The organism is Bartonella rochalimae ATCC BAA-1498, from assembly GCF_000706645.1.
In the GTDB taxonomy this organism is placed as follows: domain Bacteria; phylum Pseudomonadota; class Alphaproteobacteria; order Rhizobiales; family Rhizobiaceae; genus Bartonella; species Bartonella rochalimae.
In genome coordinates, this window is record NZ_KL407337.1 from 438,642 (window position 1) to 451,283 (window position 12,642).

Below are 12,642 nucleotides of genomic sequence, written 5' to 3' on the forward strand. Positions count from 1 at the left end.
TAAAATATGACCGAATCAATTGAAAATCATTTAGAAAAATTCAACACTATTATTCTTGAAGTATTACAACCTGTTACAAACTGTAATAGTATTACAAAATGGTAATCAGCTTTTTATCTCTAGTCAGTTACCTCTTACTAATGAAAACCAGTAGAAATTGGGAAAATTGCTGCAACTGTCAACAATAAACAAGCCCAAAACTCAGCACAAGTGTAAGCTATTCCCTGCACAAATAAAAACAGCCCTTGGTAATTTAAATAAAATAAAAAAGTACTTAAAATCAGCGTCTTTGTTGCAGCAGATTCCAACTTTACCAATATTTCTCTCGTTGCTAATGGAGCTTCTGATCTACTTGTAAACCTCCTTGGTGATGAGCCTGGAAAACATGCTTGCTCTGCTATTGGGGTTGCTGTTCTTCCTATGATCGAGTAGAAATAGAAGCCCTTCTTTATAGAAATCTAATATCTTAGATAAAAACAAAAAATTCATTCATATTCTACCAAGTTTTCACATTTCTTCTTTTGCTTTAAGATCTAAACCATTGTAACTAACACTCTTTCTGGATTAAGGACGCTATCAAAGGAAATGCTTCATGCAACAAATTTATGATAATAATAATATTTTTGCTCGATTAATTCGTAATGAAATTCCATCTATTAGAGTCTATGAAAATAAAGATATTATTGCATTTATGGATATCATGCCTCAAGCGGAAGGTCATACGCTAGTCATTCCTCGAAAAAGCTGTAGAAATCTATTGGATGCAGATCCTGAAATATTATTTCCAGTTATTAAAGCTGTTCAAAAAATCACCAAAGCAGTAAAAAAAGCCTTTGAAGCAGATGGAGTAACCGTTATGCAATTTAATGAAGCAGCTAGCAAACAAACAATTTACCATCTTCATTTCCATATTATACCGCGTATGGAAGGAGTAGAGCTCAATGCCCATACTAATGTAATAACACCCACAGAAATACTTGAAGAAAATGCAAAAAAAATCCGAGCAGCCCTTTTAATGCACCCTTAGATTGCAAAAGTTCCTCTGATCTGTCTCTTTGACAGAAACAAATGAAATACTATCAACTTTTCCCACTTTGAGACAAGTAAACATACTAGAAGGTGAAGTTTTAGCAACAGCTCCCCTTCTCCTCCATCCAATTTGAAGATAATTATACTGATTGTACTATTATTTCATAGTTTACCAAATAAAATTTCACCAGTTATTATAAAATTAGTTATTTTAAAATTGGCGTCTCGATCCATCAACTGTGCCTTAAGCTAAAAAGTAGATTTTTGCACAGTCTAACTGATGATTAATTGAGATAAATTTCAAATAAAACAATAGTATCGGACTAATTATGAAATTTCGATATAGATAACTAATTAGTTGCTTATATATTAGCATCGTTGCGATACATTTCAACAACTTCAACGACCTGATTGTGCTATATTTGAGTTAAGCACTAATAGCATAATTAAAATATACAATAATCAAATTTTCTTACTATTCTATTCTGTTAATTGACTATAATGTACCATCGACAATAAAATATTAAATAATTTTAGATGAATCTTCTCAACATCATTTAATAATGATAACTGTTTAAAAATTTTGGTCAATGATCTTTATAAAAAGATCCTTAAATATAATTAATTTAAACCTTTAAAATTTTGAATAATATAATGTATAATAGCGACAATTTTTTTATTCCCCAATTTTTGCCTTTTTCATTATTATAATCTTTTTATTTAGATAATTTCATTATAAATTTAAATTACAATTATTGTAATGTGATTACACATAGAATAAAAGCCCTCTCTGACGGCGATATTTTTTATAATTAGATTAAATTGGGTATAAAAATTCATAAAATGATGTTTATAAATAAATTAGTAATATCATTCGTTTAAATTATATAAAATCAACTAAAAATGTAAATATTAATAAAAAATTTTTAGCATAAATAGGATGTTATTAAGTGTATATCAACTGGTCAGAAATTGTGCATTGCTATAAAAAAGTAGGAATTGCTCTCACTGTTTTAGTTATTTTTTGCTCTTGGGCAATAGCCACTCCTAAAGAAGCTTATCCTGATAAATATGCAGCTATTGTTATAGATGCAAATACAGGAAAGACATTATTTCAAGCCAATGCAACTTTAAAGCGTTATCCTGCTTCTTTAACAAAAATGATGACAGTATACATGATCTTTGAAGCTATAAAAAACGGTCGCGTAACACCAAATACACCCATTCCTATTTCTAATTATGCAGCAACACGCCCACCAACAAAAATTGGTATTAAGGCAGGACAAACAATTTCTATAGAAGCCGCTACTAAAGCTCTTATTACAAAATCAGCAAATGATGTAGCTACCGCTATTGGCGAATATCTTGGTGGAAGTGAACAAAAATTTGCTCAAATGATGACAATAAAAGCGCGCACACTTGGTATGAAAAATACTCATTTTGCCAATGCTTCAGGCCTCCCAGATACACGTAATTATTCTACAGCGCAAGACATGGCCACCTTAGCGTTAGCCTTACGTAGACATTTTCCGGAACAATACAAGCTATTTAAAACAACACATTTTACATTTCGTGGACAGACAATTAATAACCATAATACATTAATCAAAACAATAAAAGGTGTTGACGGAATCAAAACAGGCTATACACAAATGTCAGGCTCTAATTTAGCAACATCAATGCGTATCAATGGACGTTCTGTTGTTGCTGTCGTTATGGGAGGAAAATCATCTAATACACGTAACATTCACATGGCTAATTTATTAAAGCAGTATTTGCCAAAAGCAAGCCGTGTAGAGAGTAATGAACATTTGGTGGCTACTGCTCGCTATAAATTACCTACTGGAGCTGCTACACCTATACCTCTTACAAAAAACAATTTAATTAATTCTGATGATGAAATTTCTAGCCTTTTAACAGCACTTGCAGAACAGCCTAACGATTCTAATACAGCTGTAGCTGCCGTAAACCAGGTTATTATACCAATTCCTAATCCTCACAAAACTGAGACTGTTAAAATGAATACAGTTATTTCTGCTTCTTTATCTAAAAATAGTGGATGGGCTATCCAAATTGGCTCTCTTCCTAGTGAAAAGCAAGCTAAGATCATGCTTTCAAAAGCAACAAATGCTGCTCATTCTACCTTACGATATGCATCTCCGCAGATGCAACCTTTTCAAAAAGATGGACATCATTATTATCGCGCTCGATTTATTGGCTTTCCATCAAAAAAAGCTGCACTGAATACTTGTATGGCTTTAAAGAAAGCAAATTTTAACTGCTATACTGTAGCTTATTAAAAATTTTGAATTCCATGTTAAGGATAGTGCTATGACACATAATGCTACTAACCAATCTGAAAAAGAAAAGCTTTTCAAACAACCATCTCTTCTTTCATTACGATCACTTCACGAAGCTGCAACAAAACTAGCTAATTTAAAACATAACTCAACTACATTGAATACTCATTCTCTTGTCAGCCTTCTCATTTGCCAAACAACTCGAAATCGTCGTTTAGCCATGCCTTCTGTACATATCCACTTACGTGTCGCAAGTAAAACTGGCAATGTACCTATTAAACTCCGCCTAGGAGCAACAAATAAATAGTTTACAATTAAATTTCAGAAAAATATTTTATAAATTTGAATAATTCTTATCTTAAAATCTATAAAGATTATAATGAGCCTGACATTTTTTACTGTCAGTTTTAAAATAATATTATCCTTACAATAAAAGCTGAGAATAGAAAAATATTATATTTCCTTAGTCTATTAAGACCTAAAAAACTCAATTGTATTTTTCATTATCAGAAAAGAAAATCCTATAGAAATTAACAAAAATATTCAGTATTTCTGCTCAATAACTTAAAAACTTTCTTAATAGTGCATTACTGCTTAAGTAAGAAAGCATACATTACTGATATTATTGAATTTCTTTACTAGGTTGATGACTTTCTTACACACTAAATGATTTAACAAGATAAAACATTCAACGCAAGACCACCTTTGCTTGTTTCTTTATAACGTTCACTCATATCATGCCCTGTCTGACGCATTGTTTCAATACAAGTATCAAGAGAAACAAAATGGTTTCCATTACCGTGCAAAGCAAGAGAAGAGGCTGTTACAGCTTTAACAGCACCCATCGCATTACGTTCAATACAAGGAACCTGAACAAGACCAGAAACTGGATCACACGTCATACCTAAATGATGCTCAAGAGCAATCTCAGCTGCGTTTTCAATCTGCGCTGGCGTTCCACCCAATGCAGCTGTCAACCCTGCTGCTGCCATAGCAGACGCTGCTCCAACTTCACCCTGACAGCCGACTTCAGCACCAGAGATAGAAGCATTATGTTTAATAATACCACCTATAGCTGCTGCTGTTAATAAAAAATTATGAATTCCCTCTTTATCTGCACCATCATGAAATTGAGTATAATAGCGCAAAACAGCAGATACAACACCAGCTGCACCATTTGTCGGAGCCGTAACAATACGACCACCCGCAGCATTCTCTTCATTTACTGCCATAGCATATACAGAAAGCCAATCATTTGCTAAAAGTGGTTTATTGCAATTTTTTTTCTGATCCTCCAACAGCTTATCATGAAGTCTTTTAGCTCGTCTTGGGATACATAATCCACCTGGTAACTCACCTTCTTGTAAAAGCCCCCTATCAATACAATTTATCATAGCAGAAAAAATCTCATCAAGTGCAGTATTCAAAGCAGCACGGTCCATTTTGGTTTCTTCATTTATACGTTTCATTTCAGCAATTGAAAAACCCGAAGCTTTAGCCATTGATAACATTTTATCAGCCGAATCAAAGGGATATGGCACCTGTGATGTTTTTACTTTTGTGTTATAATCTGCACGATTTAATTCATCCTCAGTTACAACAAAACCACCACCAATAGAATAATAAATCTGTCGTAAAAGAACACTTCCCTCAGCATTAAGCCCTTCAAATGCGAGACCATTAGCATGTCCAGGCAAAATCCTTTTTCTTTCAAAAATGAGATCACTTTCTAAATCAAAGCGATAAACAGGATGACCTTCTGGCCATACTTTTTTTTCACGTTTCACTTGTTCAAAAAGCAACCCTATACAATCAGGATCAACAGTAGATGCTTTTTCCCCTAAAAGCCCTAATACAACAGCTCTATCGGTAGCGTGACCTATTCCTGTAAAAGCTAATGAACCATGAAGATAAACTCGAATATGAGAAATCTTAAGACGCGATGGCTGAGAAAGATTCCTTGCAATAATCTCCTGCAAAAACATATTAGCAGCTAGCATTGGACCCATTGTATGAGAACTAGAAGGACCAATGCCAATCTTAAAAATTTCAAAAACAGATAAAAACACCGCCCACCTCAAAATCAAACGCGGATCTTGAGTACACGTTTTTCATTAAAATTAAATTGTAAAGTAAATAAAAAAAATAATAGCTACAAACATAAACGTAGCACGTCTTGCTACCATCCAGCAATCCTTTTCTATAGCATTTTCCATATCTAACCCTTAAGGAGTAAACAATAACCTAAAACACCCCCATCTCACTATATGAAATATAGTAAAATAAGTATTAAGACGCAATATTAAAATAAAATGTAAAATGAAAAGTTTCATAAAACATTTTGTGTAATTCTTCATTTTATACTCAAACAAATAAAAATAACTCCTAACATGACTGAATAAAACGCACAAAGTTTCTGATCGGTTCGCGCTCAGTCTCAAAATTATTTTCTGGAGCATTTGCATCACGATAACCAAGAGCCATACCACAAATAATACGCTCTTCGGAAGGTACTGACAAAAGTGCACATAATTGCTTATGATAATCAGCAAATGCAGCTTGGGGACACGTATCTAATCCAAAGCCACGCGCAACTAACATAATGGTTTGCATAAACATACCTAAATCAAGCCAACTCCCAATCTCCATATCTTGGTCCATTGTGAATAAAAATCCAACAGGTGCACCAAAAAATGAAAAATTCCGTGCTTGTTGGCGTAACATTTTTTCTTGCTCACCTTTTTGAATTCCAAGACTTTTATAAAGATCTAAACCAACTTTTCTACGTCGAGAAAGATAAGGCTCACGCCATTGACGTGGATAATATTGATATTCACGCTCCCCTTTTATACCCGATAATACCAATTGTGAAAGCTCCTCTCCAACTTTCTGCAACGCTTCCCCTGTCAAAACAATCACTTTCCAGGGTTGAAGATTTGTTCCAGATGGAGCCCGTGCTGCAAATCTTAATATTTGCTCAATTACTTCTCGCTTAACAGGTTGATCAGTGAAAGCTCGAATTGATTTTCGTGATAAAACAGATTGAAAAACATCAACAATAGAACCCTTCATTGTACTTACTTTCTCTTATATGAAAGATAATTTAAATGCCGCTCTTCTTTAATGAAAAAAAAACTCTTATACTTCCTAATTTAGGATCTCTAGTACACTGGATAAGGCAAATTTGTTGGTTACATGCTTTATCTGCTAATCTTATCTCTTTTTTTCTGCTTACTATGGCTTTCTCTCACCAATGAATTATATAAAAATGGGATAAAATCAATAGATTCTATATTTTTAAAATCATTTGCAGAAACTATACTTTAATGCATATTTCAATTGCCTAATCTTTATAAAATATAAAAACTCACCAAGCTTTAACAAAAACAATAAGGAAAAAATAGCGCGAGTATCATAATGCACATAAATATTCAATAAAGCATAAAATAACCTTTATTATTACAACATTAAACCGCATAATCTGCTCTTATTATGGTATTAAGAAGAACTCATTAAAATTATCAATAAAATCAACTATATGTATTTCTGAAAATCTTATTTTATTTAACAACGGGAACCATTAATTGCAAAAAATATGATTATGTAAAAATTTATAAACACATAGAATATTAAATAAAGAACAAGACAAAATACATCGTACCAAACATAAACAGAAATACGGTGGTATCTCTTGAATGCTTATTGTTTACATTATTTTGCGAAAAAATCCTATCATAAAGTATGATAACTGCATTTAAAATTGTTATTTGACTGCTATAATCTCTACAACTTCTCTTGTAAGTTTTTATTTCCTTACAAAAATATTATAATACATAGAACAGATAGTAATTCTATGATATAATTTCCGTGTTTATACAACAAATTAATTTTTGATACTGTAATCAATAATTTAAGTGTTTCATGCACTATATCAATATGTATTACTTATTCTTGAAAAGACATAAAAATTGTTCACACTAAGTTTGCTCTTATTCCTAGATCAAAAAAAGAGGATAACCGTCTGCCCCAATTCCGGCTACTGCAACAGCTAAAATTACTCAAATCAATTTTGAGTTTAGTGTTTCTCAATCCAAGTTTTGATATTTAGTATTTTAGTGTTACACGTAATTTCTTTTTATATTAGTATAAATATCACTAAAAGACACCTTAATTTTGAGATAGAATTTTACTAAGTTTTTAGTCAAACTTATAAAACTTAAAGTTAACGATTAACTCCTAATTCAGCTAAACTCTCAAAAAAAGTCTCTTCGATACATTCTAAATCATTTAATAAATCAGTAATATCGCTCTGCATCTGCCGCAAATCAGCACGTTTTTTATTGATAGTTTCAATTAATTCTTTAAGTTTTTTTTCATTATCAGGTGGTTTTCTATCTATTGCGAATATATTGGATATCTCAGATAAGGAAAAATTAACCCTCCTAGCCTGTAATATTTGCTTCAATTTACAACGGTCCATTTGCGTATACAACCGCTTACGCCCACGCCGAAAAGGCGTAAGTAATCCTTCTTCTTCATAATAACGCAAAGTCCGAGCAGTTATTGAAAACTCTTGAGTTAAATCATCAATTGAATAATATCCTTGCATTCTAATATCTGTTCAATAAATCAACTACATTGTTATCCAAAACGTATAGGCTTTTTATCAAATCTTAGTTAGAATTTTCTTATTGTTTTCTTTTGAAAGATAAAAAATATAAACTGAAGAAAACTTTCTAAAAAGAATACCTTTTTTATCAAATAATCTAACTTCTTTATCTTATCCCTTGAAAGGTAACAAACAACTACCATTTATTTTATAGATCTTTCAATTTTCAATATACAAAAATAAATTTCTCTTCCTAATTACCTAAATATCGCAAACTTATAGTAGAACAATCAAAATACTAAATATTATAATTAAAAATTTTAATTTACATTAAAATTTCTTAAATCTAAGATCACCTTATAAAACTTTTATAAAAACACATTTATCAGAAATGCTATTCTGAATTTTAAAGCCTAATAAAAATGCCTAATTTTATTTCAGGCGCTTTACATCTTTCTTAGCATTATTAATCATTCTGCAACAGTACTAGTTGTCATATTTGTTAACATAGCTTTCGTGGTTTCGTCATCACTGGATTTTCGGCGCTCATTCATAATCAAATCATCACGAACAGTAGCAATACGACGAATTTGGGCAATCGCACCACCTGTACCTGCAGGTATAAGCCGACCAACAATAACATTTTCTTTAAGCCCTTGCAGAGTATCAATTTTTCCAGAAACTGCCGCTTCAGTAAGCACACGCGTTGTTTCCTGAAATGACGCTGCTGAAATAAAAGAGGGTGTCTGAAGAGATGCTTTTGTAATTCCAAGAAGTATAGGATTACCTACTGCAGGTTTTTTACCTTCCGCAATTAGATTATCATTGATTTCGTCTAACTCAATACGATCAACATGATCACCTGCAATATAACCAGAATCACCAGCTTCAGTAATTTCAACTTTTTGCAACATCTGGCGAACAATCACTTCAATGTGCTTATCATTAATCAAAACACCCTGTAAACGGTAAACTTCCTGAATCTCATTAACAAGATAAGACGCCAAAGCTTCAACACCTTTAATTGCCAAAATATCGTGAGGCGCTGGATTACCATCAAGGATATAATCACCTTTCTCAATCTGATCACCCTCTTGCAAATGAAATAATTTACCCTTTGGAATTAAATATTCTATTGGTTCAAGGGATTCATCATGTGGTTCAATAATAATACGGCGTTTATTTTTATAACCACGACCAAATCGAACTGTACCACTAATTTCAGCAATAATAGCATGATCCTTTGGACGACGTGCTTCAAAAAGCTCAGCTACACGTGGCAAACCACCGGTAATATCCTTAGTTTTAGCGCTTTCCATTGGCAAACGTGCAATAACATCGCCTGCCTTAACATAAGAACCAGGCTCAACAGAAAGAATTGTCTCTACCGACATCATATAACGGGCCTCGCCACCTTTATACAATTTAGCAATAGTTTCGCTTTTCTTATCTGTATAGATGATAATCGCTGGTTTTAGCTCAGCACCACGTGGGTTAGCACGCCAATCAATCACCAAACGCTTAGTAATACCTGTAGATTCATCAGCTGTTTCAGTAACTGATAAACCATCAACCATATCTTCAAAACCTATATAACCATCGACTTCAGTCAGAACTGGCCGTGTATAAGGATCCCACTCTGCTATACGTTGACCGCATTTTACAACATCACCATCATCAACAAAAATACGTGCTCCATAACTAATACGATGTACAACACGTTCTTTACCAGCTTCATCCTTAATAATAATAGCCATATTGCGCCCCATAACCACCAAATGGCCTTCAGAATTCCTAACCACGTTGCGGTTACGAATTTCTATTGTACCCTCATAAGACGCCTCAAAATAAGATGAATCAACAACCTGTGCTGTTCCACCTAAGTGGAAAGTACGCATCGTAAGTTGAGTTCCTGGCTCACCAATTGATTGAGCTGCAATAACACCAACTGCTTCCCCCTGATTAACCAATGTTCCACGTGCTAAATCACGACCATAGCACTTAGCACAAACACCAAGACGCGTTTCACAGGTCAAAGCAGAACGTATTTGAACAGACTGAATCCCTGCCTCTTCAATCTTAGCAACATCAGATTCTTCAATCATTGCACCACCTTCAAGAATAACCTCACCAGAAACTGGATGCAAAATATCAAGAAGTGCCGTACGACCAAGAATTCTCTGACCAAGAGAAGCAACAATTTGTCCTGAATCAACGATTGGCTGCATAGTAAGGCCTTTCATAGTACCACAATCAACCGTTGAAATAATAGCATCTTGCGCAACATCAACAAGACGCCGCGTTAAATAACCAGAGTTAGCAGTTTTTAAAGCAGTATCAGCAAGCCCTTTACGTGCACCGTGCGTTGAATTAAAGTATTCATTAACAGTCAAACCTTCTTTAAAATTAGAAATAATTGGTGTTTCAATAATTTCACCCGACGGTTTTGCCATTAACCCGCGCATCCCAGCCAACTGCCTCATCTGATTAGCAGAACCACGCGCACCGGAATGTGACATCATATAAATTGAATTCATTTGCCGTTTACGACCTGTCTTAGGATCAAATTCAATTGCTTGAATACGCTTCATCATCTCATCGGCAACACGATCGGTACATTTACCCCAAGCATCAACGATTTTGTTATATTTCTCACTTTGGGTAATTAAACCATCACTATACTGCTGCTCATATTCCTTAGCAAGAGCTTCCGTTTCTGCTACTAAATGAGACTTACTATCAGGAATAACCATATCATCTTTACCAAATGAAATTCCAGCACGACAAGCATGAGAAAAGCCAAGCTGCATGATACGATCACAGAAAATCACAGTTTCTTTTTGCCCACAATGTCTATAAACTTGGTCAATCATTTTAGAAATATTCTTTTTAGTCATTTCTTGATTAACAATATCAAACGAAATATTCGGATTTTTTGGTAAAAGTTCACCAATAATTAAACGACCAGGTGTTGTATCATAGAGTTTCGAAACAACTTCACCATCCTTATTAAGATCCTTAAAACGGCCTTTAATTTTTGTATGCAAAGTTACAATTTTATTTTCTAGAGCATGATGCAATTCACCCATATCTGCAAAAGCCATCCCTTCACCTGGTTCTTTTTCAGAAACAATTGAAAGGTAGTAAAGACCAAGAACCATATCCTGTGATGGAACAATAATCGGTGCACCATTAGCTGGATGAAGAATATTATTGGTTGACATCATCAAAACACGAGCTTCAAGCTGCGCTTCAAGAGAGAGAGGGACGTGAACAGCCATCTGATCACCGTCAAAATCTGCGTTAAATGCTGTACACACTAACGGATGAAGTTGTATAGCTTTCCCTTCAATCAAGATAGGTTCAAAAGCCTGAATTCCTAAGCGGTGAAGTGTCGGCGCACGATTCAGCAACACAGGATGTTCACGAATAACCTCATCTAAGATATCCCAAACTTCTGGATGTTCCTTTTCAACAAGCTTCTTGGCCTGCTTTACAGTAGATGAATATCCCTTTGCATCAAGTCGCGCATAAATAAAAGGCTTAAATAACTCAAGAGCCATTTTTTTCGGAAGACCACATTGATGTAATTTCAATTCAGGACCTGTTACGATAACAGAGCGACCTGAATAATCAACACGCTTCCCAAGTAGATTCTGACGGAAACGTCCTTGCTTACCTTTTAGCATATCTGAAAGGGATTTTAATGGACGCTTATTTGCGCCAGTAATCACACGCCCGCGACGACCATTATCAAATAACGCGTCAACGGCTTCTTGCACCATACGCTTTTCATTGCGGATAATAATTCCAGGAGCACGCAACTCAATTAATCGCTTTAAGCGGTTGTTCCGGTTAATAACACGTCGATAAAGATCATTCAAATCTGAGGTAGCAAAACGACCACCATCTAATGGAACCAATGGACGCAAATCTGGTGGAATGACTGGAATAGTTTTCATAATCATCCACTCTGGTTTATTACCAGATTCAAGAAAATTCTCAACGATCTTAAGCCGTTTAATCAGTTTTGCCTGTTTTAATTCTGAAGTTGTTTCCGCTAACTCCATACGCAAATCATTAGCAATTTTATCCAATTCCATTCCCGCAAGAAGCTCATAAATAGCCTCTGCACCAATCATAGCTGAAAATTGATCCTCTCCAAATTCATCAACAGCAAGCATATATTCTTCTTCTGATAAAAGCTGATGTAACTTAAGAGATGTCAATCCTGGTTCTGTAACAATATAATTCTCAAAATAAAGAACTCTTTCGATATCTTTTAAAGTCAAATCTAAAAGAGTAGAAATACGACCAGGTAATGACTTAAGAAACCAAATATGAACTACGGGAGCTGCAAGCTCAATATGACCCATACGCTCACGACGCACCCGTGAAAGAGTGACTTCTACACCACATTTCTCACAGATAATACCCTTATATTTCATACGTTTATATTTACCACATAAACATTCATAATCTTTAATAGGGCCAAATATACGAGCACAAAAAAGACCATCACGCTCTGGCTTAAATGTCCGGTAGTTGATAGTCTCTGGTTTTTTAATTTCACCATATGACCAAGACAGAATCTTCTCAGGACTCGCAATAGAAATACGAATAGAGTCAAATGTCTGCACTGGTGCCTGAGGATTGAAAAGATTCATGACCTCGTGGTTCATGCTGTTCTCCTTCAAAGATTCT

7 protein-coding genes and 1 pseudogene are annotated in these 12,642 nt (G+C 34.3%); 4 read left to right on the forward strand and 4 right to left on the reverse strand.

Going from position 1 to position 12,642, the window contains the following annotated elements; genetic code table 11:
* Positions 1 to 6: 6 nt before the first annotated feature.
* The 4 genes and pseudogenes from O99_RS07215 (at position 7) to O99_RS01925 (ending at position 3,636) form a co-directional block, all read left to right on the forward strand.
* Positions 7 to 432, forward strand: a pseudogene (locus O99_RS07215) (RidA family protein).
* 160 nt (positions 433 to 592) lie between these two features.
* On the forward strand, positions 593 to 1,027 hold the full coding sequence (locus O99_RS01915; RefSeq protein ID WP_035006002.1) for an HIT family protein: 435 nt from the start codon (positions 593 to 595) through the stop codon (positions 1,025 to 1,027).
* Between the two features lie 952 nt (positions 1,028 to 1,979).
* A complete protein-coding gene (locus O99_RS01920) occupies positions 1,980 to 3,329 on the forward strand; it encodes a D-alanyl-D-alanine carboxypeptidase (RefSeq protein ID WP_035006003.1) in 1,350 nt (449 codons plus the stop codon).
* A gap of 31 nt (positions 3,330 to 3,360) precedes the next feature.
* Positions 3,361 to 3,636, forward strand: coding sequence for a hypothetical protein (locus O99_RS01925; protein ID WP_035006005.1), 276 nt, complete (start codon positions 3,361 to 3,363; stop codon positions 3,634 to 3,636).
* Between the two features lie 364 nt (positions 3,637 to 4,000).
* Here O99_RS01925 and O99_RS01930 read toward each other — a convergent pair whose 3' ends face one another.
* The 4 genes from O99_RS01930 to rpoC all read right to left on the reverse strand — a co-directional run bounded on the left by O99_RS01930 (position 4,001) and on the right by rpoC (position 12,620).
* Positions 4,001 to 5,398, reverse strand: a complete 1,398-nt coding sequence (locus O99_RS01930) for an L-serine ammonia-lyase (RefSeq protein ID WP_035006007.1) — start codon at positions 5,396 to 5,398, stop codon at positions 4,001 to 4,003.
* Between the two features lie 316 nt (positions 5,399 to 5,714).
* Entirely contained in the window at positions 5,715 to 6,401 is a 687-nt protein-coding gene (locus tag O99_RS01935; protein ID WP_035006008.1) for a nitroreductase, read from the reverse strand.
* A gap of 1,150 nt (positions 6,402 to 7,551) precedes the next feature.
* A complete protein-coding gene (locus O99_RS01940) occupies positions 7,552 to 7,938 on the reverse strand; it encodes a MerR family transcriptional regulator (RefSeq protein WP_035006010.1) in 387 nt (128 codons plus the stop codon).
* Between the two features lie 470 nt (positions 7,939 to 8,408).
* Entirely contained in the window at positions 8,409 to 12,620 is a 4,212-nt protein-coding gene (rpoC, locus tag O99_RS01945; RefSeq protein WP_035006011.1) for a DNA-directed RNA polymerase subunit beta', read from the reverse strand.
* Between the last annotated feature and the right edge of the window lie 22 nt (positions 12,621 to 12,642).

Bases quoted from the DNA above. Each gene is read 5' to 3' on its own strand.
- O99_RS01915 (WP_035006002.1), top strand. From the start codon at position 593: ATGCAACAAATTTATGATAATAATAATATTTTTGCTCGATTAATTCGT.
- O99_RS01925 (WP_035006005.1), top strand. From the start codon at position 3,361: ATGACACATAATGCTACTAACCAATCTGAAAAAGAAAAGCTTTTCAAA.
- O99_RS01935 (WP_035006008.1), bottom strand. From the start codon at position 6,401: ATGAAGGGTTCTATTGTTGATGTTTTTCAATCTGTTTTATCACGAAAA.
- O99_RS01940 (WP_035006010.1), bottom strand. From the start codon at position 7,938: ATGCAAGGATATTATTCAATTGATGATTTAACTCAAGAGTTTTCAATA.
- rpoC (WP_035006011.1), bottom strand. From the start codon at position 12,620: ATGAACCACGAGGTCATGAATCTTTTCAATCCTCAGGCACCAGTGCAG.